Annotated in this window: 20 protein-coding genes and 2 pseudogenes; 15 read left to right on the forward strand and 7 right to left on the reverse strand. The window is 68.7% G+C overall.

Annotated elements, in window-relative coordinates; translation table 11 throughout:
- Positions 1–100: 100 nt before the first annotated feature.
- Together G3N92_RS16280 and G3N92_RS16285 are read left to right on the forward strand one after the other, a co-directional pair.
- Positions 101–238, forward strand: a pseudogene (locus tag G3N92_RS16280) (molybdopterin-guanine dinucleotide biosynthesis protein MobA); the annotation flags it as partial.
- The gene (locus tag G3N92_RS16285; RefSeq protein WP_206128564.1) at positions 235–555 is read left to right on the forward strand and encodes a MobA protein; all 321 of its coding nucleotides are present in this window, start codon (positions 235–237) and stop codon (positions 553–555) included. The pseudogene G3N92_RS16280 and the gene G3N92_RS16285, both read left to right, overlap by 4 nt.
- 14 nt (positions 556–569) lie before the next feature.
- Here the strand turns inward: G3N92_RS16285 and G3N92_RS16290 are convergent, their stop codons facing one another.
- Positions 570–1,550, reverse strand: a complete 981-nt coding sequence (locus tag G3N92_RS16290; protein WP_206128565.1) for an SMP-30/gluconolactonase/LRE family protein — start codon at positions 1,548–1,550, stop codon at positions 570–572.
- Positions 1,551–1,758: 208 nt separating this feature from the next.
- Between G3N92_RS16290 and G3N92_RS16295 the strand changes: the two genes are divergently transcribed.
- The 4 genes from G3N92_RS16295 (at position 1,759) to G3N92_RS16310 (ending at position 5,108) form a co-directional block, all read left to right on the forward strand.
- On the forward strand, positions 1,759–2,415 hold the full coding sequence (locus G3N92_RS16295; protein WP_206128566.1) for a DsbA family oxidoreductase: 657 nt from the start codon (positions 1,759–1,761) through the stop codon (positions 2,413–2,415).
- Positions 2,416–2,584: 169 nt separating this feature from the next.
- Positions 2,585–3,292 (forward strand): GNAT family protein, encoded by a 708-nt coding sequence (locus G3N92_RS16300; protein WP_206128567.1) that lies wholly within the window; start codon positions 2,585–2,587, stop codon positions 3,290–3,292.
- A gap of 155 nt (positions 3,293–3,447) precedes the next feature.
- Complete coding sequence (locus G3N92_RS16305; RefSeq protein WP_206128568.1) at positions 3,448–3,762, forward strand: helix-turn-helix transcriptional regulator; 315 nt, start codon at positions 3,448–3,450, stop codon at positions 3,760–3,762.
- Positions 3,759–5,108 (forward strand): HipA domain-containing protein, encoded by a 1,350-nt coding sequence (locus G3N92_RS16310; protein ID WP_206128569.1) that lies wholly within the window; start codon positions 3,759–3,761, stop codon positions 5,106–5,108. The genes G3N92_RS16305 and G3N92_RS16310 overlap by 4 nt, the downstream gene beginning before the upstream one ends.
- Positions 5,109–5,126: 18 nt before the next feature.
- Here the strand turns inward: G3N92_RS16310 and G3N92_RS16315 are convergent, their stop codons facing one another.
- Together G3N92_RS16315 and G3N92_RS16320 are read right to left on the reverse strand one after the other, a co-directional pair.
- Positions 5,127–6,611, reverse strand: a complete 1,485-nt coding sequence (locus G3N92_RS16315; RefSeq protein ID WP_206128570.1) for a HAMP domain-containing sensor histidine kinase — start codon at positions 6,609–6,611, stop codon at positions 5,127–5,129.
- On the reverse strand, positions 6,611–7,348 hold the full coding sequence (locus G3N92_RS16320) for a response regulator transcription factor (protein WP_206128571.1): 738 nt from the start codon (positions 7,346–7,348) through the stop codon (positions 6,611–6,613). The genes G3N92_RS16315 and G3N92_RS16320 overlap by 1 nt, the downstream gene beginning before the upstream one ends.
- A 271-nt stretch (positions 7,349–7,619) precedes the next feature.
- Between G3N92_RS16320 and msrB the strand changes: the two genes are divergently transcribed.
- From msrB to msrA, 3 genes are all read left to right on the forward strand, one after another.
- On the forward strand, positions 7,620–8,123 hold the full coding sequence (gene msrB / locus G3N92_RS16325) for a peptide-methionine (R)-S-oxide reductase MsrB (RefSeq protein ID WP_206128572.1): 504 nt from the start codon (positions 7,620–7,622) through the stop codon (positions 8,121–8,123).
- Positions 8,124–8,153: 30 nt separating this feature from the next.
- The gene (locus G3N92_RS16330; protein ID WP_206128573.1) at positions 8,154–10,013 is read left to right on the forward strand and encodes a cytochrome c biogenesis protein DipZ; all 1,860 of its coding nucleotides are present in this window, start codon (positions 8,154–8,156) and stop codon (positions 10,011–10,013) included.
- Between the two features lie 65 nt (positions 10,014–10,078).
- Positions 10,079–10,834 carry a peptide-methionine (S)-S-oxide reductase MsrA gene (msrA, locus tag G3N92_RS16335; protein ID WP_206128574.1) on the forward strand — a complete coding sequence of 252 codons (756 nt, stop codon included), beginning with the start codon at positions 10,079–10,081 and terminating at the stop codon, positions 10,832–10,834.
- A gap of 57 nt (positions 10,835–10,891) precedes the next feature.
- On the opposite strand, the gene blaOXA is transcribed toward msrA, so the two are convergent.
- Positions 10,892–11,821 carry a class D beta-lactamase gene (gene blaOXA / locus G3N92_RS16340; protein ID WP_241014825.1) on the reverse strand — a complete coding sequence of 310 codons (930 nt, stop codon included), beginning with the start codon at positions 11,819–11,821 and terminating at the stop codon, positions 10,892–10,894.
- A 141-nt stretch (positions 11,822–11,962) separates the two neighbouring features.
- Positions 11,963–12,463, reverse strand: a complete 501-nt coding sequence (locus tag G3N92_RS16345; RefSeq protein WP_206128575.1) for a methylated-DNA--[protein]-cysteine S-methyltransferase — start codon at positions 12,461–12,463, stop codon at positions 11,963–11,965.
- Positions 12,464–12,678: 215 nt separating this feature from the next.
- Between G3N92_RS16345 and G3N92_RS16350 the strand changes: the two genes are divergently transcribed.
- The 4 genes from G3N92_RS16350 to G3N92_RS16365 all read left to right on the forward strand — a co-directional run bounded on the left by G3N92_RS16350 (position 12,679) and on the right by G3N92_RS16365 (position 16,108).
- Complete coding sequence (locus tag G3N92_RS16350) at positions 12,679–13,239, forward strand: DUF4337 domain-containing protein (RefSeq protein ID WP_206128576.1); 561 nt, start codon at positions 12,679–12,681, stop codon at positions 13,237–13,239.
- Positions 13,240–13,581: 342 nt separating this feature from the next.
- Positions 13,582–14,316, forward strand: a complete 735-nt coding sequence (locus G3N92_RS16355; protein WP_206128577.1) for an SDR family oxidoreductase — start codon at positions 13,582–13,584, stop codon at positions 14,314–14,316.
- A gap of 63 nt (positions 14,317–14,379) precedes the next feature.
- Entirely contained in the window at positions 14,380–15,228 is an 849-nt protein-coding gene (locus G3N92_RS16360; RefSeq protein ID WP_206128578.1) for a fumarylacetoacetate hydrolase family protein, read from the forward strand.
- Positions 15,229–15,358: 130 nt separating this feature from the next.
- Entirely contained in the window at positions 15,359–16,108 is a 750-nt protein-coding gene (locus tag G3N92_RS16365) for a FadR/GntR family transcriptional regulator (protein ID WP_206128579.1), read from the forward strand.
- Positions 16,109–16,183: 75 nt separating this feature from the next.
- On the opposite strand, the gene G3N92_RS16370 is transcribed toward G3N92_RS16365, so the two are convergent.
- Complete coding sequence (locus G3N92_RS16370; RefSeq protein WP_206128580.1) at positions 16,184–17,965, reverse strand: IlvD/Edd family dehydratase; 1,782 nt, start codon at positions 17,963–17,965, stop codon at positions 16,184–16,186.
- A 184-nt stretch (positions 17,966–18,149) separates the two neighbouring features.
- On the opposite strand from G3N92_RS16370, the gene G3N92_RS16375 reads away from it, so the two are divergent.
- The gene (locus G3N92_RS16375; protein ID WP_206128581.1) at positions 18,150–18,689 is read left to right on the forward strand and encodes a hypothetical protein; all 540 of its coding nucleotides are present in this window, start codon (positions 18,150–18,152) and stop codon (positions 18,687–18,689) included.
- Between the two features lie 412 nt (positions 18,690–19,101).
- Positions 19,102–21,414, forward strand: a complete 2,313-nt coding sequence (locus tag G3N92_RS16380) for a hypothetical protein (RefSeq protein ID WP_206128582.1) — start codon at positions 19,102–19,104, stop codon at positions 21,412–21,414.
- Positions 21,415–21,645: 231 nt separating this feature from the next.
- Here the strand turns inward: G3N92_RS16380 and G3N92_RS34980 are convergent.
- Positions 21,646–21,843, reverse strand: a pseudogene (locus G3N92_RS34980) (hypothetical protein); the annotation flags it as partial.
- Positions 21,844–21,936 lie beyond the last annotated feature (93 nt).

The following is a 21,936-nucleotide window of genomic DNA, read 5'->3' on the forward strand; positions in this document are numbered from 1 at the left end:
TTCTTTTTTGCAGTCAGCGACGCCAGCCACACCACAACCCTCACCCACAACTCTTTCCCTACCCCACTCGCTTCCAGTCCGCTTCGCGGGCGTGCCACGCGACGCGCTGGCCGCGCTCGACGGCGATGCCGGGGCGCGTGCGCTGCTGGTGGCGCACGAGGTGGCGCGCGTCGAGGTGACCGATCCGGGCGTGCTGCGCGACGTCGATACGCGCGACGATCTGGGCGCCGCGCCATGACGGCCGATTTCTCCGCCCTGTTCGCCGACCCGGCCCCCTGGGGCGGCTTGCGCGGCGACGATTACTTCTGGCCCGCGATGCGCGATGCGGTGCGCGGCGAACCGCTGCCGGATTCGCTGGCCGCACTCGATGCGCGGATCGCCGCGCTGTACGAGCACTGGACCGGGCAGCCCCTTTCGTCCAACGAACGCATCTTCATCGCCGAATTCGCGCATGGCGGGATGTCGAGCGGGCGCGTCCATCCGCCGTTCTGGAACGACATCGCGTTGCCGCTGCTGCGCGCGCGCTGGGTCGAACTGACGGGCCGGACGACATAGCCGCCCAGCCCCGCTCAGCGCGTGCCGCCCAGCGGAAACCGCGCTTCCGGCAGACCGCGATAGCCGGTGGCCGCCACGAACACGCCGCCCGCATGGGGATCGTCGCGCAGCGCGGCCGCGTCGAGCCCCTCGCGCGCGCTCGTGATGTACAGCGTGTTCCAGCCGTCGCCCGCCTCGGGCGCATCGCCCGCGCGCTGCGGCGCCGGCCCCAGCGACGGGCAGCTCGGCTGCGCCGTCGGCACCACGATCCGATCGGTCTCCACGCCGTGCTCGTCGTAGCGCACCACGCGCGCGCCGCCCCATTGCGCGTTCCACAGGCCGCCGGCCGCGTCGACGGTCGAGCCGTCCGGGCCGCCCGTCGCGTCGGTCAACGCCACGAACGGCCGCACGTTCGACACCGGGCCGTCGGCGCGGTAGTCGCACACCATGATCTGGCGCGTGGGCGTATCGCAGAAGTACATGCGCGTGCCGTCCGGCGAGAACGCGATGCTGTTGGCGATCGCCGCGGGCGGCAGCGCGAGCCGTTCGAGCGAGCGGTCGGCGTTCAGGCGATAGAAGCCGGTGGACGCCTCCAGCGGATCGTGCTCGTCCTTCATGCCGAACACGAGGTTGCCGGCGCGGTCGCAGCGGCCGTCGTTGATGCGCGAGCGCTCGCCCGGCTCGACCTCGACGAGCCGTTCGAAGCGGCCGTCGCGCAGGTCGAACAGCGCCAGATGCGTGGCCAGGCCCACCACCAGCACGTCGGGATCGTCGCTCAGCGCGAAGCAGCCGAGCCGCTCGGGCATCGCCCAGCTTTCGGTTTCCTGTGCCGCGCCGGGGCGGTGACGCCACAGGCGCGCGCCTTCGATATCGGTCCAGTAGAACGCGTGGGTCAGCCCGCACCAGGTGGCGCATTCGCCGAGCACGTGGCGGCTGTCCACCCGCAGCGTCGCGGCCGGCGCGCCGGCGGATCGGATCGGGTCGTTCGAGGCATTCAGGGCGTTCGGATCGGTCATCGGATAAGGTGAAATCTCGGATCGGAAAGGGAACGCGCCGCGCGGCGGCGCGGCCGTTCCGCTCTGATACACGCTCCGGCGCACAAACGCAAAACGGCGCGCGCGCGGCCCAGATAGTGAGCGATCGCGCGGCCGCGCCGCCGCCAGCGGCGCCGGCCGATTCGCGCTACCCTGTCGGGCCTCACGCATTGACGCAGGATCGCCCGCCATGTCCCAACACGCCCTGACCATCGATTTCGTCTCCGACGTCGCCTGCCCGTGGTGCGCCGTCGGCCTGTCCTCGCTGCTGCTCGCGCTCGAGCGCATCGGCGACGACGCCAAGGTGCAGATCCGCATGCATCCGTTCGAACTGAACCCCGACATGAAGCCGGAAGGCGAATCGATCGTCGGCTATCTCGGCAAGAAATACGGCCGCACGCCCGAGCAGATCGCCGAATCGCAGGAGATGCTGCGCGAGCGCGGCGCGGCGGTGGGCTTCACGTTCGGCAAGCGCGAATACGTCTACAACACGTTCGACGCGCACCGCCTGCTGCACTGGGCCGCGCTCGAAGGCCGGCAACTGGCGCTGAAGCTCGCGCTGCTGCGCGCGTATCACGGCGAAGGCAAGGCCACCAACGATCCCGAGGTGCTGGTGGCCGCCGCGCGCGAAGCCGGGCTCGACGCCGAGCGCGCCCGCGCCGTGCTGGCCGGCGGCGACTACGCCGACGAGGTGCGCGCGGCCGAGCGCGAATCGCAGTCGATCGGCATCACGTCGGTGCCGTCGATCATCTTCAACGAGCGCTATCTGGTGACGGGTGGCCAGCCGGTCGAGGCGTTCGAAGGCGCGATCCGCCAGATCCTCGAGGAAAGCGCCAAGCCGGCCTGAGCGGCCTGAAGCGGCCCGAGCGCCGCCGGCCGGGCCGCGTGCACCGCGTCGTGTCGGGACGCGCGGCATACGCGCGTGGCACCATCGTTTTGGGCGTGGCTGGATCTTTTCAAAGAGCCAGCGCGTCTCTACAGTGAGCGGATTCTGTCCCTGACCGCCCGGAGAAACGATGTCCGTCCGCACCAACGAATACGGCCAACCGATCGGCGCTGCCGTCGACGGCTGGACCACCCGCCCGCTGCCCGCCGCCGTCACGCTCGAAGGCCGCTACTGCCGCCTGGAGCCGCTCGACGCGGCGCGCCACGCCGACGATCTCGCCGCCGCCTACCTGTCCGCCGACGACGGCCGCGACTGGACCTACCTGTTCGTCGGCCCGTTCGCCTCGGCCGACGCATTCCGCCGCTACGCCGAAACCGCCGAACGCAGCACCGACCCGCGCCACTACGCCGTGATCGACCGCGCCAGCGGCCGCGCGGTCGGCACGCTCGCGCTGATGCGCCAGGATCCGGTGCACGGCGCGATCGAGGTGGGCAGCGTGACGTTCTCGCCGAAGCTCAAGCAAACCCCGCTGTCGACCGAGGCGCAGTACCTGCTGATGGCCTACGCGTTCGACCAGCTCAACTACCGCCGCTACGAGTGGAAGTGCGACAGCCTGAACGCGCCGTCGCGGCGCGCGGCCGAGCGGCTCGGTTTCTCGTTCGAGGGGATTTTCCGGCAGGCGGTGGTCTACAAGGGGCGTGCGCGCGATACGGCGTGGTACTCGATCATCGATACGGAATGGCCGCGCCTGAAGCAGGCGTTCGCGGCGTGGCTCGCGCCCGAGAATTTCGATGCGCAGGGGCGGCAGAAGGCCTCGCTGGCGGCGTTGCGGGGGTAACACGGGCTCGGTGCGGCAAACCAGGCGACGTTTCCATATTTCTCAAATATGGAAACTTCAAATATCTCGCCAAAGCTTGACCTATAATTTCCATATTCGAGAAATTTTCTGATCTCACGCAATCGAGATCTCATTATTTTCATATATGGTGAATTATGGCTCGTCACCTTCCCAAACCTGTCGTCACCAGCCCGCTCGCGGCCGATCTGATCGCGCTCGGCAACGTCGTGCGCAATCGCCGCCGCGAGCAATCGATGCGCATCGACGATGCCGCCGCCCTGCTGGGCGTCTCCACCGCCATGCTGTCGCGCATGGAAAACGGCATTCCGGTCGGCTCGGACCGCATGTTCCGCGTGCTCGACGGCCTTGGCCTGAATCTGTTCGCGGTGCCGAAAGCGGAAGCGCCGAACGTGATCCGCGCCCTGCAGCATGGCGATGCCGGCCCCTCCGCGGCAAGCGGGCACGCATGATCCGCCAGCTCGTCGTCGTCACGGATGCCGGCACGGTCGGCCGGCTCCAGTTCGAGTCGCACGAGGAGCGTTTCCTGTTCCGGTACGACGACGCATGGCTGGCGCGCACCGATGCGTTCCCGCTCTCCCCGCACATTCCGCTCGGCACCGACGCCCCGCCATCGGGCGTCGTGCAGCGCTTCCTGTCCAATCTTCTGCCGGAAGGCCGCGCGCTCGACGTGGCGTCGGTCGTCAACCAGATTTCGAAAGACAACGTGTTCGGGCTGGTTCAAGTGCTCGGCAAGGAGCCGGTGGGCGGCCTCGGTTTCCTGCCCGTTGCCGACGATCGCGCCGCGCCCGTTTCGAACCATGACGCCGTGCGGCGCGCGATTCCGCATGCCGAACTGAGCGAGCGCATCCGCGATCGCGACACCATCCCGTTTCCGGTTTGGGACCGCAAGGTTCGGCTCTCGGTCGCCGGTTATCAGGACAAGCTGCAAGTGCTGGTCGAGGGCGACCGCATCGCGCTCGCCGACGGCGCGCTCAGTTCCACGCACCTTCTCAAGCCGGAGTCGCGCAACGCGTCGACGCCGCACATGGTGGCGAACGAACACTTCTGCATGACGCTCGCCGCGCGCATGGGCCTGCCCGTGGCGCCCGTCTCGCTGTGGCGGATTCCGGAGCCGCTGCTGCTCGTCGAGCGCTTCGACCGCAGCGTGATACGCGATCCCGGCACCGGCCTCGCACGCACCGTGCGCCGTCTGCATGTCATCGATGCCTGCCAGGCGCTCGACGCCCCCGTGTCCTACAAGTACGAGCGCAATTTCGGCAACAACGAGAGCGTCGGCACGATCCGCGAAGGCGTGAGCTTCGCAAAACTGTTCTCGCTGGCGCCGCAATTCGCGGACCCGGCCCACGCGCGCGCCCTGCTCGTCCGGTGGGCGATGCTGCATCTGCTGATCGGCAACAGCGATGCGCACGGCAAGAATCTATCGTTCTTCATGCGCGGCTCGGGGCTGGCGCCCGCGCCGTTCTACGATCTGGTATCGGTCAACGTCTATGGCGCGAACATCGAACAGGACATGGCGATGGGTTACGGCGATGCGTTTCGCATCGATGACGTGACGGCGTTTGCGCTGGCCGATTTCGCGCAGCGCGCCGGCATCCCCGCGAGCTATCTGTCGCGCGACCTGCGGCGCATGGCCGGCAGCGCGATCAAAGCGGCGGCGGAACTGGCCGGTTCCGCCACCTATATCGACGAAGAGCGCCGGCTCGTGCAGGACATCGCCGGCTTCGTGACGCGTCAGGCCCAGCGCCTGCAGCAGATCGCGCCCATGATTCCCGCTGCGTTCAAAGCGCTGCTCTGAGCGCTGCGCTGACCCGCCTCACTTCCCCGCCGCCCGCAACGCGAACTCGAACACCGCCCCGCCGCGCGGCTCGTCCACGAGCCGCGCCTCGCTGCCGTGCAGTTGCAGCATGCGCTGCACCAGCAGCAGCCCGAGCCCGCCGCGATGCGAATCGCCCGAGGCCACTTCCCACGATCCCACCGGCCGCCGGAACAGCGAGTCGCGCAGGCCCGGCGGCACGCCGGGGCCGGTGTCGCGCACCGTGACGGACACCGCGCCGTCGCGCGCGGCCAGCTCGACGGCGATGTGCCCGCCCTCCGGCGTGTGCCGCAGCGCGTTGTCGAGCAGGTTGGTCAGCACGCGCTCGATCATGCCGAAATCGGCGTGCACGTTCGGCAGGCGCGGCTCGATCCGCGCGTCGAGCGTCACGTCGCGCGCCTTCGCGCCCAGTTCGAACTTGGCGAACACGTCCTGCACCAGATCGGCCAGCGAGCCGTCCTCGAGCGCCGGCTGCACCAGCCCCGATTCGAGCCGCGCCAGCTCGAACAGCGCACGCGCCAGATGCCCGACCTTGCCGCTCTGCGCCAGCGCAATCGACAGGTAACGGTCGCGGTCGGCCGCATCGAGCGTCGCGCCCTTCATGACCAGCGTTTCCAGATAGCCGTGCAGCGACGTCAACGGCGTGCGCAGGTCGTGCGACAGGTTCGCGATCAGCTCGCGGCGCTGCTGGTCCTGCGCTTTCAGTTCGCGCCATTGCTCGCCGATCCGGCCGGACATCTGCGCGAACGCGGTTTCGAGCACGGCGATCTCGTCGCGCGCGCCGGCCGACGACGAATGCGGCAGCGACGGCTGCGCGTCGGGCTCGCCGTTGGCGTCGAAGCGGCGGATCGCGTCGGTGAAGCGGCGCAGCGGCCGCGTGATCAGCCCGAACGCGGTCAGCCCGGCCAGCAGCCCGAGCAGCGCCACCAGCGCGATCGACCACAGCGTGGTGCGCAGCACCGAGCTGGCCGCGACGCGCGCCGCCAGCTCGTCGTGCGCCTCGCCGAGCAGCACCACGTAGATATAGCCGGACGGCGGATGCCCCGGCATCTGCAGCGGCGCGGCGCTGAACACCTTGCGCGCGTCGAGGCTGCGCGGATCGTCGCCGAGGATCGGCAGCGGCTGGTCGTCGAGGAAGCGTTTGATGGGCGCGAGGCTCACGCGATCGCGCTTGACGCGGCCGGGCGGCGCGTCGTCGCCGCGAATCCGGCCGGCGTTGTCGAGCAGATACACCTCGACGCTCGGATTGACGCCCATCAGCTGGCCGAACAGCTTGCGCACGGCGTCGGGCCGCAGGCCGTTGTCGTCCATCAGCGAGGCGCTCAGCGCGATGTGCCCGGCGAGATCGCGCGAGAGCCGCTGCACGACTTCCTTCTCGTGCATGTCGCTGGCGCGGATCTGGATCCAGGCGGACGCGCCGCAGCAGGCCAGCAGCAGCGCCGAAAACACCACGGCGAGCCGCTGCGTGAGGGTCAGGCGGCGCATCAGGCGTCCTTGCCGTCGGCGCCGGCCGCCACGCCCGGCGCGACCAGCTTGTAGCCGCGCCCCCACACCGTGAGGATCCGCGCCGGCTGGGCCGGGTCCGCCTCGATCTTGGCGCGCAGCCGGTTGATGTGGGTGTTGACGGTGTGCTCGTAGCCCTCGTGCTGATAGCCCCACACGGCGTTCAGCAGATCGGTGCGCGAGAACGCCTTGCCGGGGTGGCGCGCGAAGTGATACAGCAGGTCGAATTCGCGCGGGGTCAGGTCGATCGCGGCGCCGTCCACGGCGGCCTCGCGCGTGAGCGGGTCGAGCGTCAGGCCGCCCACGTCCACGCGCCCGGCGTCGGGCCGCGCATCGCGCGACAGCGCCTCGACGCGGCGCAGCAGCGCCTTCACGCGCGCCACCAGCTCGAGCATCGAGAACGGCTTGGCGAGGTAGTCGTCCGCGCCCAGTTCGAGGCCGAGGATGCGGTGCACCTCGCTCGAGCGCGCGCTGATGATGATGATCGGCGTGTAGCGCTCCATCGCGCGGGCGCGGCGGCAGATTTCGAGGCCGTCGACGCCGGGCAGCATCAGGTCGAGCACCAGCGCGTCCCAATGGCCCTGTTCGAGCCGGCGCAGGCCGTCGTCGCCGTTGGCGCAGTGCACCACCTCGTAGCGCTCGTCGCGCAGGTGCAGCGCGAGCACGTTGGCGATGTCGGCATCGTCTTCGACGATCAGGATGCGTTTCTGTGGATCCATGGCATAGAAATCGGACAGGCCGCGCCGGGCGGGCACGGCGGATGCGGCACGAACAAGGGGGCGGCGCGGCCGGCGCGGCGCACGAGGCGCCACGGGCCGCCGCACCGCCGGCACGACGATTCTCGCGCATCGGCGCGGCCGAGTCGTCACGGTTTCGTGAACATTCCGGCCGCCGAATTATCACGAAAACTTTAACTTTCCGTGAGGACTTCGCGAACGTCCCGTCATTACGATAGGCGGCATGTCATCCCCCGTCCGACAGGAGTCCAACATGACCAGCCGCCGACGTTTCCTGCTGACCGGCGCCGCGATCGCCGGCGCCGTGGCCGCCATCACGCGCAACGGCGTATTCGCGCAACAACCACCCAAACCCGCCGCGCCGGCCGAGCTGACGCTGTCCGACGCCGAATGGCGCAAGCGCCTCACGCCCGCCCAGTATGCCGTGCTGCGCGAAGCGGGGACGGAACGCCCGTACAGCAACCCGCTCAACGACGAGCACCGCTCCGGCACGTTCTCGTGCGCGGGCTGCGCGCTGCCGGTGTTCTCGTCGGCCACCAAGTTCGACAGCCACACCGGCTGGCCGAGCTTCTGGGCGCCGCTCGAGCACGCCGTGGTGACCGACACCGACACCTCGTTCGGCATGGTCCGCACCGAAGTGCACTGCCGCCGCTGCGCGGGCCACCTCGGCCACGTGTTCGACGACGGCCCGAAGCCCACCGGGCTGCGCTACTGCATGAACGGCACGGCGATGACGTTCCGCCCCGCCGCGGCCTGAACGCCGCCCCTCCACGAAGGACATCCCATCATGTTGCTCGTCATCCTCGCCTATCTCGGCGGCGTGCTCACGATCCTGAGCCCCTGCATCCTGCCGGTGCTGCCGTTCGTGTTCGCCCGCGCCGACCAGCCGTTCGTGCGCAATGGCCTGCCGCTGCTGGCCGGCATGGCCGTGACGTTCGCGGCCGTCGCGACGCTGGCCGCCGTGGGCGGCGGCTGGATCGCCCAAGCCAACCAGGCGGGCCGCTGGCTCGCGATCGCGCTGGTCGGCGTGTTCGGCCTGACGCTGCTGTTCCCGCGCCTGTCCGATCACCTGACCCGCCCGCTGGTGGCGCTCGGCAACCGGCTGACCGGCGTGGCCTCCACCGCCAACGACGGGCGCGGCAGCATCGGCGCGTCGCTGCTGCTCGGCGTGGCCACCGGCCTGCTGTGGGCGCCGTGCGCCGGCCCGATCCTCGGCCTGGTGCTGACCGGCGCGGCATTGCGCGGCGCGAGCGTGGGCACCACGCTGCTGCTGGTCGCCTATGCGGCCGGCGCGGCCACCTCGCTGGCGGCCGCGCTGCTGATCGGCGGCCAGCTGTTCGCGGCGATGAAGCGCTCGCTCGGCGCGGGCGAATGGATCCGCCGCGGGCTCGGCGTGGCGATGCTCGGCGGCGTGGGCGCGATCGCGCTCGGCCTCGATACGGGCGTGCTGACGCAGGTGTCGACGGTCGCCACCGGCGGCCTCGAACAGTCGCTGGTGGATCGCTTCGCGCCGCGCAAGACGCCGGGCCAGGCGCCCGCCGATGCGGGCGGCCCGTCGATGATGGCTTCCGGCGACGCGATGCGCGCCGCCAACCCCAACGCGATGATGTCGGCCGCCACGAGCGCCGCGCGCCACGACGCCGCGATGCTGCGCGTCTCCGCGCCGGCGCTGCCGGTGGAGGGCGAGGCGCCGTCGCTGGCCGGCGCGACCCAGTGGCTCAACTCGCCGCCGCTGACCAACGCGTCGCTGCGCGGCAAGGTCGTGCTGGTCGATTTCTGGACCTACTCGTGCATCAACTGCCTGCGCACGCTGCCGTACGTCAAGGCCTGGGCGCGCAAGTACAAGAACGACGGACTGGTGGTGATCGGCGTGCACGCGCCGGAGTTCGCCTTCGAGCGCGACATCGACAACGTCAAGAAGGCCACGCACGACCTCGGCGTGACCTACCCGGTCGCGATCGACAACGGCTATTCGATCTGGCGCGCGTTCAACAACGAATACTGGCCGGCGCACTACTTCATCGACGCGCAAGGCCGCGTGCGCTACCACCACTTCGGCGAGGGCGACTACGCAGAATCCGAACGCGCGATCCAGCAACTGCTGGTCGAGGCGGGCCATCCCGACGCGGCGCAGGTGCCGCTCGGCATCGAAGGCCCGGCGGCCAGCGGCGCGCAGGCCGCCGCGGACAGCGCCGACATGCGCTCGCCGGAAACCTACGTGGGCTACGCCCGCGCCGACAACTTCGTGTCGCCCGGCGGCCAGTTGCACGACCGCGAGCACGACTACGCGCCGCCCGCCCAGCCCGGCCTCGACGACTGGGGCCTGGCCGGCGCCTGGACGGTGGGCAACGAGCAGGCCACGCTCGCCAAGCCGGGCGGCCGGATCGTCTACCGCTTCCACGCCCGCGACCTGCACCTGGTGCTCGGCCCGGGCAAGAACGGCGCGCCGGTGCGCTTCCGCGTGACCGTCGACGGCACCGCGCCGGGCGCCTCGCACGGCGCCGACGTGAATGCCGACGGCGTCGGCGTGGTCAAGGGCCAGCGCCTGTACCAGTTGATCCGCCAGACCGGCCCGATCGCCGATCACACGTTCCAGATCGAGTTCCTCGATCCGGGCGTGCAGGCGTTCGCCTTCACGTTCGGTTGAGCGCCGCACCGCCCGCGCATCCGACCCACCCCGTTCGTCATTCGATATTGCAAGGAGTCCGCACCATGAAACCGACCCGCTCCGCCGCCGCGCCCCGCTCGCGGCTCCGTCTGATCGTCCGCGTCGCCGGCAGCGTTGCCGCGGTGGGCGCGGTGGCCGCCGCCGCGTTCGGCTGGCAGCCGGCCGCGCTGGCCGAGAACGTCAAGCCGCTGCCCGCGCCCACGCTCGACGAGAAACCCGCCGCCGGGCACACCGAAACCGCCGTGTTCTCGGGCGGCTGCTTCTGGGGCGTGCAGGGCGTGTTCGAGCACGTGGCCGGCGTCAAGCAGGTGGCGGCCGGTTATGCGGGCGGCGCGGCGTCCACCGCGCAGTACGAAACGGTCAGCGAGGGTGATACCGGCCATGCGGAATCGGTGAAGATCGTCTACGACCCCGCGCAGGTCAGCTACGGCCGGCTGCTGCAGATCTTCTTCTCGGTCGCGCACGATCCGACCGAGCTGAACCGCCAGGGCCCCGACACCGGCACGCAATACCGCTCGGCGATCTTCCCGGCCGACGCGCAGCAGCAGGCGATCGCCACCGCCTACATCGCGCAGTTGACGAGCGCGCACGCGTTCTCGTCGCCGATCGTCACGAAGATCGAGATGGGCAAGGCGTTCTATGCAGCCGAGAGCTATCACCAGGATTTCCTCGTCAACCATCCCGACTATCCGTACATCGTCGTCAACGATCTGCCGAAGGTGGCCGCGCTGAAATCGCAGTATCCGAAGTGGTATGTGAACGCGCCGGTGCTGTACGCGAAGAACGGCAACGGCGCGTAAGCGCCCGAGCCGGAGGAAGCGCGATGCACGGCGCTCCGGCCGCGCATCGTGCGGGATTTACGGCCGCACCGCCGCCGACGCGGGCTGCGGCTGCGGCTGCGGTGCAGCCGCCAAATCCGGCAGCGCCGCCAGCATCGCGTCGCGCGCGCGGAACCCGGCCGGCGTGTCGTGCGCCGCGTCGTCCTGAATCAGCCGCGCGAACACCACCTTGCGCGTGCCGAGCGTCGCCCAGCCGACGAACCAGCCATAGGCATGCGCGCGGTCGAACTTGCCGTCGTCGCCCGGCGAACTCGTGCCGGTCTTGCCGTGGACGACCCAGCCGCCCGGCTGCGCGTCGATGCGCGTGATGCGCTCGGTCATGTCGAACGCATGCGCGCTGACGGGCAGCGTGCGATTGACGATGCCGCGCAGGAAGGCGATCTGCTCGACGGGCGAGATCCGCAGCGTGCCGGCGTTCCATGCGCCGCGCAGGCCGCTGAATTCGCCGGGGCCGAGCGTCACGTCGGCGTTGCCGAAGCCGAGCCGCTGCGTGTAGTGCGCGAAGCGCGCCTGGCCGAGCGCCTCGGTGATCCGTTGCGAATACCAGAACACCGAATAGCGGATCCAGCGCTCGGGATCGGTCGGCTTCTGCCATTGCGCGCCGCCCCAGGCCGGATAGCCGGCGCGAAACGGCAGCAGCGGCGCGTGCGCGTTCTTCAGCACGCCGGCGTCGAACCCCATCAGGCTCAAGGCGATCTTGAACGTCGAGGCGGGCGTGACGCGCGCCTGGCATGCCTCGCCCTGCTCGGCCAGCATCGCGCCGGTGGCGGCGTCGGCCACCAGCGTGCAGAGCGTGCGGGAATCGGTATGAACCGGCGCCGGCAGCGGCGCGGCGGCGTGGGTGACGACGGCCGCTGCCGTCGCCGCGAGCATCGCGACGACGACCGCCGTGAAGCGGTGCCGCGCGAGCCGGGCCGGCGCTCGCGCCGGCCGTGAATTGTCCTGCATCCGTGCCCTCTCTCGTCTTCGTTATGGTTGGGCGCGCGGGCGGCGGCAGGACGGTCGATCAGGCGGAATCACCGGGCCGCGGCGCGAGCGCGCCGCGTAGTGTAGCCGGTGGCAGCACAATGGCGCAGCGTCGCGGCCGGCTCAGAACAGCACCGGCTGACGCGCGCTCGATTCGAGCGCCAGCAGCGCGGCCTTGCGATCCTTGCCGCCCGCGAAGCCGGTCAGGTCGCCCGAGGTGCCGATCACGCGATGGCACGGCGCGACGATCGACAGCGGATTGCGCCCGTTCGCCGCGCCCACCGCGCGCGTGGCGCGATGGTTGCCGACCTGCACGGCGATGTCGCGATAGCTGCGCGTCTCGCCGAACGGGATCGTCAGCAGCGCGTTCCACACGCGCTTCTGGAATTCCGTGCCGTGGAATGCGATGTCGAGATCGAACGCCGTGCGCTCGCCCGCGAAATATTCGCCGAGCTGGCGGGCCGTTTCGACCAGCACCGGATGCGCATCGTCGTCGCGCAGCGCACCGACCTTCACGCGCGTGGGCCGGTCGTTGTCCCAGAGGATCGCGATCAGCTTGCCGTCGCGCGCCACGAGCGTGAGCTCGCCCACCGGCGACGGGATGCGTTTACACACTTGCGACATCCTGTTTCTCCTGTCCCTGCTTATCCTGAGCGATGCGTGCCAGTGTAACGGGAAGCCGCGCCGCCCACCTGCCGATGCTTGCGGTCGAATTCGCACCGGCTCGGCGCGCGCGCCCAAACGCGGCACGCCGTCCGACCCTGCCATAATGGCCGGCCCCACATACCGCCCGCGCCTTGCGCGGCGCTTTCATCGCTGACAGAAGCATCGGACTCACCATGTCGCACGAACACGCTCCCCACGATCACGCCGTCGAACACGCCGCCCATTCGGGCGATCCGCTTTCTCGCTGGGTGGCGGTCTTCACGGCGATTCTCGCCGCGCTGGCCAGCCTGCTCCATTACGAGGAAGGCGTCCTGCAAACCCAGGCGCTGATGTACAAGAACAATGCCGTGCTGCTGCAGAGCAAGGCCAGCGATCAGTGGAACCTCTATCAGGCCCAGTCGAACAAGGGCCATATGATGGAAGTGGCCGCCGAGCTGGCCGGCCCCGAGAAGCAGGCGCGCTTCCGCGAGCAGATCGACAAGTACAACGCGCGCAAGAAGGACATCGCCGAAAAGGCCAAGGATCTCGAGCGGCAGGTCGAGGAGGCCAACAAGCAGTCGGAATCGAAGGAGCATCCGCAGCATCTGTTCGGGCAGGCGCTGGCGCTGATCAGCGCGGCGATCTCGCTGGCGGCCATCACCTCGCTGACGGGCAGCCGCCGGCTGTTCGTGGTGGTCGGGCTGGCGGGGCTGGCCGGCGTGGGCGTGTCGATCGCGGCGTTTTTGCATATCTGAACGGAAGGCGCGGTAAGTTGAAACGGCCGGGAACGGCGGGCTTCGGCCTGCCGCTCCCGGCCGTTTGCCGTTGTGGCGGTGTCTTCCTTTTGGACTGACCATAAAAATATATTTTTATCAGTGATCCGGACGTATTTTTCGCTGCGCTAGTCTTCTCTGTGCTTTTTCCAGAAAAATAAATATCAATAAAATCAATTACATCGATACCACACAGGCCTTCCAAAGGGAAAACCCGCCCCACCCACCCCTCGCCACGTCCGCCATTCGCCGTTAGGATGGCGTCTGGCCCACTGGTCTGGCCAATTTTCGCCGGGCCGCAACCGGACACGAACAGGAGACACGATGAGACTGAAAGGCAAGGTAGCCGTCGTCACGGCGGCGGGTGCAGGCATCGGGCAGGCGGCGGTGCTCGAACTGGCCCGCGAAGGCGCGCAGGTCTGGGCCACCGACGTGAAGCCGGAGCTGCTGCGCGCGTTCGAAGGCGTCGCCAACGTGCGCACCGCGCCGCTCGACGTGATGAACCGCGCCGCGATCGACGCGTTCTTCGCCGGGCTGCCGCGCACCGACGTGCTGTTCAACTGCGCCGGCTTCGTCCACAACGGCACGATCCTCGAAGCCAGCGACGACGACTGGAATTTCGCCTTCGATCTCAACGTCCGCTCGATGTTCTGGACGATCCGCGCCGCGCTGCCGTCGATGCTCGAGAACGGCGGCGGCAGCATCGTCAACATGGCCAGCGTCGCGAGCAGCATCCGCGGGCTGCCGAACCGCTTCGTGTACGGCGCGTCGAAGGCGGCCGTGATCGGCCTGACCAAGGCCGTCGCCGCCGATTACGTACTGAAGGGCGTGCGCTGCAACGCGATCTCGCCGGGCACGGTCGACACGCCCTCGCTGCAGCAGCGCATCAACGCATACGATGACCCGGTGGCCGCGCGCGCCGCGTTCGTCGCGCGCCAGCCGATGGGCCGCATCGCGCGCGCCGAGGAAATCGCGCCGATCGTCACGTTCCTCGCCAGCGACGACGCCGCATTCGTCACCGGCCAGACCTATTCGGTCGACGGCGGCATGACGATCTGATCCGCCCGTCGCCTGCTCGATTCAACGCTCAACCCCGACCCGATTCATCAGGAGCCCTCACCCATGAAACTCGCCCGTTATGGCCAGCCCGGCAGCGAAAAGCCGGCCCTCGTCGATCAAGACGGCAAGCTGCGCGACCTGAGCGGCGTGATCGCCGACATCACGCCCGCCACGCTCGACGAGGCGTCGCTCGCCAAGCTGCGCGCGCTCGACATCGCCTCGCTGCCGGTCGTCGACGGCGCGCCGCGCTACGGCTGCCCGGTCGCCAACATCGGCAAATTCCTGGCGATCGGCCTGAACTACTCGGATCACGCCGCCGAATCGAACATGCCCGTGCCGAAGGAACCGATCGTGTTCACCAAGGCCACCTCGTGCATCCAGGGGCCGAACGATCCCGTGATGCTGCCGCGCGGCTCGGAAAAAACCGATTGGGAAGTCGAGCTCGGCATCGTGATCGGCCGCACGGCGCGTTACGTCGAGCGCGATCAGGCGCTCGAGTACGTGGCCGGCTACGTGACGATCAACGACGTCAGCGAGCGCGAATTCCAACTCGAACGCGGCTCGCAGTGGGACAAGGGCAAGGGCTGCGACACGTTCGGCCCGATCGGCCCGTGGCTCGTGACGCGCGACGAAGTGCCGAACGTGCAGAAGCTCGCGATGTGGCTCGAAGTGAACGGCGAACGCGTGCAGAACGGCAACACCAGCACGATGATCTTCGACGCGGCCGAGCTGGTCAGCCACCTGAGCCAGTTCATGACGCTGCTGCCCGGCGACGTGATCACCACCGGCACGCCGCCCGGCGTCGGCCTCGGCATGAAGCCGCCGCGCTTCCTGAAGGCCGGCGACGTCATGAAGCTCGGCATCGAAGGCCTCGGCGAGCAGCAGCAGACGGTCGTGCCGTTCAAGCTGTAAGCACCCGCCAGCATCGCACGCCCGCGCCCGGCGGCGGCCTCGCAAGCACGCGGCCGCCGCCGGGCGTTGCCCTATACTGTGCGCCCCGCGCCGGTCCGCTCGCGGGCCGCTCACACCGCCACCGCCACTCATGCCCTTCCAACCGATCGAAACGAAACGGCTCTACAGCCAGATCGCCGCGCAGATCACCGAGCTGATCGACGCCGGCGAATTCATCGTCGGCGAACGGCTGCCGGCCGAACGCGACCTGAGCGCGCGGCTCGGCGTGAGCCGCTCGTCGTTGCGCGAGGCGCTGATCGCGCTGGAAATCGAGGGCTCGGTGGAAGTGCGCAGCGGCTCGGGGATCTTCGTCAGGCAGCGCGGCGCGGCAGCGGCGAACGCGCAGGCGGCGGCATCGGCGAACACAGTGGCGAACGCGCCGGCAACGACGTCGGCCGCGCCGCGCATGCACGCGGTGTCGCCGTTCGACGTGATCCGCGCGCGCGCCTATCTCGAACCGGAAATCGCCGTGCAGGCGGTGCGCCATGCCTCCGATGCGCAGATCGAAACCGTGCTCGGCTGGCTCGGCAAGCTGCGCGGCAGCAAGGTCGGCGATCCGCAACTGAACGAATACGACCGGCAGTTTCATCTGAGCCTGGCCGAGGCGTCGGGCAACAGCGCCTACGTGGTGCTGCTCGACCAGCTCTGGATCCATCGCACCACGCCGCTCTACATGACGCTCGAACAGCACTTCTTCAGCGCGCAGTGGTGGGCGGAATCGATGGACGAGCACGAGGAAATCTACGCCGCGCTCAACGAGCGCGACGTGCGCCGCATCAGCCTCGCGATGGGGCTGCACATGCAGCACGCGGAGCAGCGGCTGGCCGGCCAGTTCAAGTAGGCCGGCGCCGCGAACGAACGGGATCGCGCGCCGCAACCCGGGCTTGCGCACAGGCTGCGAACGCGCCGCACAGTGTCAGTGCGAATGACGCGGGTTGCCGCGCGTCTCGATCACCTTCAGATACAGCGTGGCCGGCTCCAGGCAGCCGCCCGTCGACAGCTGGCCGACCGTCTGGCGATACAGCTCCTGCCACGGCGTCTGCGCGGGCGGAATCTTGAACTCCGCCGTGTCGCGGCGGCGCGCCAGCTCCGCATCGTCCACCAGCACATCGACCTTGCGCGAGTTGAGATCGACACGAATCCGGTCGCCCGTGCGCAACAACGCCAGCCCGCCGCCCACCGCCGCTTCCGGCGACATGTTGAGGATCGACGGGCTCGCCGAGGTGCCGCTCTGCCGGCCGTCGCCCATCGTCGGCAGCGAGGTGATGCCCTCGCGCACCAGCGACACCGGCGGCGCCATGTTCACCACTTCCGCGCTGCCCGGATAGCCGACCGTGCCCGCGCCGCGAATCACCAGGATGCAATGCTGATCGATCTCGAGCGCCGGATCATTGATGCGCGCGTGGTAATCCTCGGGGCCGTCGAACACGATCGCGCGCGCCTCGAACGCGTTCTCCGAACCGGGCTCGCTCAGGTAGGTCTGGCGGAACGCCTCGCCCACCACCGACATCTTCATGATCGCGCTGTCGAAGAAATTGCCCGACAGCACGATGAAGCCCGCGCCGTGCTTGAGCGGTTCTTCGGTACTGCGAATCACGTCGCGATCCGAGGTGGCCGAACGATCCGCGATCTCGCCGATCGTGCCGCCCGACACCGTGCCGCACTCGCGATGCACGAGGCCCGCCTTCGACAGCTCGTGGAACACCGCCGGCACGCCGCCCGCGCGGTGGAAGCTCTCGCCCAGGTAATCGCCGGCCGGCATGCAGTTGACGATCAGCGGCACGCCCTCGCCCACGCGCTGCCAGTCGTCGAGCGACAGTTCCACGCCCACATGGCGTGCGATCGCGATCAGGTGCGGCGGGCAGTTGCTCGACGCGCCGAGCGCCGACGCCACCACGATCGCGTTCTCGAACGCCGCCTTCGTCATGATCTGCGACGGGCGCACGTCCTCGCGCACCAGGTCGACGATCCGCTTGCCGGTGGCATAGGCCATCTGGCCGCGCTCGCGATAGGCCGCCGGAATGCTCGCGCATCCCGGCAGCGACATGCCGAGCGCCTCGGCGATGCTGTTCATCGACAGCGCCGTGCCCATCGTGTTGCAGTGGCCGATCGACGGCGACGAGGCCGTGGTCAGTTCCATGAAACCTTCGTAATCGATCTCGCCCGTCGCCAGCAGGTTGCGCGCGTGCCAGATCACCGTGCCCGAGCCGACGCGCTTGCCCTGATGCCAGCCGTCCAGCATCGGGCCGCCCGACAACACGATGGCCGGCATGTCGACGGTGGCGGCCGCCATCAGGCAGGCCGGCGTGGTCTTGTCGCAGCCGGTGGTCAGCACCACGCCGTCGAGCGGAAAGCCGTGCAGCACTTCGACGAGGCCGAGATAGGCCAGATTGCGGTCGAGCGCGGCCGTGGGCCGGCGGCTCTGCTCGGCCAGCGGATGCACGGGGAATTCCATCGGGATGCCGCCCGCGTCGCGGATGCCGGCCTTGGTGCGCTCGGCCAGCGCGATGTGATGGCGGTTGCAGGGCGCGAGATCGCTGCCCGTCTGCGCAATGCCGATGATCGGGCGGCCCGACTGGATCTCCTCGCGCGTGAGGCCGTAGTTCATGAAGCGCTCGACATAGAGCGCGGTCATGTCGGCGTGGGAAGGGTCGTCGAACCATTCCTGGCTGCGCAGGCGGCGGGGGGGCTGGGGCATGTCTGTCGTCCTCGTTCTGATCGCTCGGAGCCGCGGCTTGCGGGCGGCCGCCCTGCCTGGTTGCGGCGGGCGGCGGTGCGTGGCGCGGCTGTCTCCTTCGACATCCGTCAGGCTTGAAGCGCCTGATGGTTATCGGTATCCATGGAAGATGGTAGCACGGGAGCGAGAGGCTGCGGGAGGCGAAATGGGCGCGATTTCCAGTTCGGTTGCAAGCTCGATTGTCAAAGCGTTCGCCAACCTCACACCGGTGTCCACCTCATCCCGGCGCGGTAAAATCGCACCGGCGCCGTCCGCGGAATCGCGACAGCGAACCGAAGCCCCACGCTCGAGGCCGATCGAATTGAACGCCCCCATCTCCGACGTCCCCGCCCTGAAGGCGCGCCTCCACGCGCTGTTCGACGACCCCACCCTCGCCTTCACCGACTACGCGCATTACGGCGTCGTCTTCGACGTGCCGGGCAAGCTCAAGGATTGCAAGGCCGGCTTGCTGACGCGCACGGACGCGTCGCTCTGGGACGGCGAGGCCGGGCACTGGTTCTACCGCTGCGACACGGAAAACTGGCTGCTGACGCTGCGTTCCGTGCCGCACGCCGTCTACTGCATGGCCACCGTGATGTCCCTGCATCTCCAGCACCTCGAACGATTCCGGGTCACGCCCGAACGGCAAGCCGAAATCGACGCCGACACCGCCCGCACCGACGAAACGCCGCGCGAATCGGAGTAACGCGCGACGCTCTCGATTGACGAATCGCTCGCCAAAGTAAGCTTACGGAAAGCGTTTGCCAAGGCATTTGTTTGCGGATATATTTCGTAACAATTTCGCCAATTGGTTCCGGGCGTCGATCAAATACAAAAGCAAGTCATGGCATTTCGGGCAATCGACCGGAATGCGCCGGGGTCGCTGCCGTCAAGCGTTACGTACCGTCGTCACCTCATATGCCGACGAGAAATCCGAAACGCCTTCATGTCAATCATGTGTCACGCCGTCGAACGAAGGCGCGAACCATGTCCACCCGATCGATCGACACAATTTTCCGGTTCCGCGTCGGCGAAAACAAAAAGGATCACTAAACAAAGACACGAGCGATTCGCCTGCTCGCGCCTTTGCCATATCGAAAAACACAATCGGGGGATTGATGAAAAAACCGTATTTGCGATACCTGGCCGTGCTGCTGTGCGTGACGGCCCTGGCTTCCTGTGGCGGCGGTGACGACGGGAATGCGGGCGGCGGCGGGATCTCGGTTTCCGCGGACAAGGCACGCGTCGATTTTGCCGGCGTCGTCGGTGGCACGATCTATCCGCAAACGGTCAATTTCAGCCTGACAGGCAATCTCGGCAGCGGCGCCCACTATGCCCAGGCGCGGCTGGATCGCGCCGGTGTCGTCGAAGTCAGCGGCGTCTCGCTGCCGAGCGCCCGCACGGCGAGCGCCACGCTCGTGCCCGTCGCGCCGACGGCCGCCGGCCAGACGAGCGGTACGGTCACCTTCCTGCTGTGCTCGGATCCGGCGTGCGCCACCGTGTTGTGGTCGCAGGCGATGCCCTATTCGGTCAGCGCCTTCAGCATCACGCCGGGCAACCTGGCGCTGGCCGGGCTGCCGGGCACGGCGATCGAAGACCGGAAGCTGACCATCACGCCACCCGACACCAACCACCTGCTCGAGGCAAGCGTGACGTCGACCGACACGCCGTGGTTGTCGGTCAAGCGTGTCGACGACAGCACGCTGGTGCTGTCCGCCGCCAGCCAGAGCCTCGCGCTGGGCAGCTATCAGGCGCGGGTGACGGTGGCGGTGGCGGGCAGTGCGCCGCTGACGATTCCGCTGGCGCTGACGCAGGGCAGCGGCATCCTTACCCCGACCGACGCGGCGGTGCAGTTGCAGGCCGATACCCCCACGACGACGAGCGGTACGCTGCCCATCGCCTTCGACCGCGACGCGATGGCCGACTGGACGCTGCGCGCCGATCAGCCGTGGCTGAAGCTGTCGCGCACGAGCGGCAGCGGCCCGGACATGGTGAGCTACGCCGTCGACATGACGGCCTTCGGCGCGCTGGCCAACGACGCCTCCACCGTGGCAAACGTCCGCATCAGCGCCCCTCCGTATGCCGACCGATCGATCAAGGTGACCGTCACCAAGCAGATGCCGGAGATCCAGAGCATGGCGCCCTACGCCGTCGCAACCGGCATCGCGACCACCGTGCGTCTCAACGGCAGGCATCTGAGCCGGCTCGCCGGCAATGCCGGACTGATGGTCGACGGCCAGTCCGCAGTCAATGTGACCGCCACGTCGGACACGACCGCCCTCGTCGCGCTGCCGGCACTGACGGGCGGCAGCCACACGCTGACGGTGGCGAACCCGCTGGCGCAATCGCCCGGCCTGAATTTCGGCGCGGTCGGCGCCTTGCCGTCCAACCCGCTGATTGCGCGGGCGGGGCTCAAGAGCAACATCGCCATCGATTCGCTGCGGCAGGCGATCTTCGTGCCGAATCAGACCACCAACGGTCTGGACCGTTATCAATGGAACGGTTCGCAGTGGATCGTCACGGCGCTGCCCATCACCGGGATCGGCCGGATGGCGTTTGCGCTGGACCGCAAGATTCTGTATGTCGCCTCCGGGTCGCAAACCCTGCTGGCGATCGATCCGGATGCGCTGACGATCAAGGCAAGCTATGTCTCCACGGGCTCGCTGCCGTACTACGGAGATCTGGCGGGCAGCTCGTACGGCGGTCACGGTCTGCCGATCACGTCGAATAACCGGATCTGGTTTACGGGATCGCAATGGGCCAACCTCCGCTACTTCGACGTGGCAACGTCGACATTCGCGACGGCTCAGGGGCTCAGGTACGGGACCGGATCGAGCAGCTATCCCATGCCGCTGTACTACGGCAATCTGGTTGCCAGCGCCGACGGCAGCCGGATGGCCATTTCGCAGCAGGGCATCTCGCCCGCGCAGCCGAGCTATCTCTACGCAACGGCCAGCGATGACTTCACCCAGCCGGCCAACCTGATCGATTTTTCATACGCCACCCTGAGCCCGGACGGCTCGATGATCTCCGTCGGCAACAACCTGTATGCGCTGCCCGCGATGACCTTGATCGGCACGCCCGTTCCGACGCTACCCGACTATGCTCCGCCATCCGCCGATGCCTTTTCGCCGCGCGGCACGCGCCTTTACGTGCTCAGCTATGGCATCAATCCCAATTCGCCGTTGAGTTCAACGCGAATCCCGCAATTCAATGTATTCGACACCACGAAGCTCGTGAACGGGACGACAGCGCTGGTCATGCTCGGCTCGATTCCCATCAACAGCACGATCGTGGGCAGTTGCTCATCGATCTATTCGTGTCCGCGTCCCACCGTCGAAATCGATCCGATCGGCGCCACGCTCGTGATCGCGGGCGACCAGGGCGTGTCAACCGTCGCGATTCCGCCGCAATTCCGCGATCCGCTGTAAGCATTCCTGCCGCGCCACGCTCGGAAGCACGAGCGCGGCGAGCGATGCGCGGTGCGTCGTCCCTCGCCTGCCGGCGGGATTCACCCGTTTTCACGACAGCGAATCCCGCAACATAACAAGCAAAAGGGCATCGACCAGCACGGTCGATGCCCTTTTGCTTTCCTGCCGGACGTCCGCGCACAACACGCCGTCACGGAATCCCGACGCAAGCTCGGCTGTCCAGCCTCCCCCTCAATCCCAATGCCGATGCCCGCGCGGACGATGCCCGTGGCGATATCGCCCGCGCCGGTAATCGTCCTCGTACGAATTCGACCGCGACACGTTCCCGCCCAGCGCCGCCCCGGCCGGCGGCCCCCCCCGCGGCGGCGGGCCACGACGGGCGCCCCCCCGCCCCCCCGCCCCCCCCCCCCGCCCCCCCGCCCCCCCCCCCCCCCCCCCCCGCCCCCCCCCCCCCCCCCCCCCCCCCCCCCCCCCCCCCCCCCCCCCCCCCCCCCCCCCCCCCCCCCCCCCCCCCCCCCCCCC

The sequence above is a fragment of the Burkholderia sp. Ac-20379 genome, assembly GCF_017104645.1.
GTDB lineage: Bacteria > Pseudomonadota > Gammaproteobacteria > Burkholderiales > Burkholderiaceae > Burkholderia.

Bases quoted from the DNA above. Each gene is read 5' to 3' on its own strand.
- G3N92_RS16285 (WP_206128564.1), top strand. From the start codon at position 235: ATGACGGCCGATTTCTCCGCCCTGTTCGCCGACCCGGCCCCCTGGGGC.
- G3N92_RS16290 (WP_206128565.1), bottom strand. From the start codon at position 1,550: ATGACCGATCCGAACGCCCTGAATGCCTCGAACGACCCGATCCGATCC.
- G3N92_RS16295 (WP_206128566.1), top strand. From the start codon at position 1,759: ATGTCCCAACACGCCCTGACCATCGATTTCGTCTCCGACGTCGCCTGC.
- G3N92_RS16300 (WP_206128567.1), top strand. From the start codon at position 2,585: ATGTCCGTCCGCACCAACGAATACGGCCAACCGATCGGCGCTGCCGTC.
- G3N92_RS16305 (WP_206128568.1), top strand. From the start codon at position 3,448: ATGGCTCGTCACCTTCCCAAACCTGTCGTCACCAGCCCGCTCGCGGCC.
- G3N92_RS16310 (WP_206128569.1), top strand. From the start codon at position 3,759: ATGATCCGCCAGCTCGTCGTCGTCACGGATGCCGGCACGGTCGGCCGG.
- G3N92_RS16315 (WP_206128570.1), bottom strand. From the start codon at position 6,611: ATGCGCCGCCTGACCCTCACGCAGCGGCTCGCCGTGGTGTTTTCGGCG.
- G3N92_RS16320 (WP_206128571.1), bottom strand. From the start codon at position 7,348: ATGGATCCACAGAAACGCATCCTGATCGTCGAAGACGATGCCGACATC.
- msrB (WP_206128572.1), top strand. From the start codon at position 7,620: ATGACCAGCCGCCGACGTTTCCTGCTGACCGGCGCCGCGATCGCCGGC.
- G3N92_RS16330 (WP_206128573.1), top strand. From the start codon at position 8,154: ATGTTGCTCGTCATCCTCGCCTATCTCGGCGGCGTGCTCACGATCCTG.
- msrA (WP_206128574.1), top strand. From the start codon at position 10,079: ATGAAACCGACCCGCTCCGCCGCCGCGCCCCGCTCGCGGCTCCGTCTG.
- blaOXA (WP_241014825.1), bottom strand. From the start codon at position 11,821: ATGCAGGACAATTCACGGCCGGCGCGAGCGCCGGCCCGGCTCGCGCGG.
- G3N92_RS16345 (WP_206128575.1), bottom strand. From the start codon at position 12,463: ATGTCGCAAGTGTGTAAACGCATCCCGTCGCCGGTGGGCGAGCTCACG.
- G3N92_RS16350 (WP_206128576.1), top strand. From the start codon at position 12,679: ATGTCGCACGAACACGCTCCCCACGATCACGCCGTCGAACACGCCGCC.
- G3N92_RS16355 (WP_206128577.1), top strand. From the start codon at position 13,582: ATGAGACTGAAAGGCAAGGTAGCCGTCGTCACGGCGGCGGGTGCAGGC.
- G3N92_RS16360 (WP_206128578.1), top strand. From the start codon at position 14,380: ATGAAACTCGCCCGTTATGGCCAGCCCGGCAGCGAAAAGCCGGCCCTC.
- G3N92_RS16365 (WP_206128579.1), top strand. From the start codon at position 15,359: ATGCCCTTCCAACCGATCGAAACGAAACGGCTCTACAGCCAGATCGCC.
- G3N92_RS16370 (WP_206128580.1), bottom strand. From the start codon at position 17,965: ATGCCCCAGCCCCCCCGCCGCCTGCGCAGCCAGGAATGGTTCGACGAC.
- G3N92_RS16375 (WP_206128581.1), top strand. From the start codon at position 18,150: ATGGGCGCGATTTCCAGTTCGGTTGCAAGCTCGATTGTCAAAGCGTTC.
- G3N92_RS16380 (WP_206128582.1), top strand. From the start codon at position 19,102: ATGAAAAAACCGTATTTGCGATACCTGGCCGTGCTGCTGTGCGTGACG.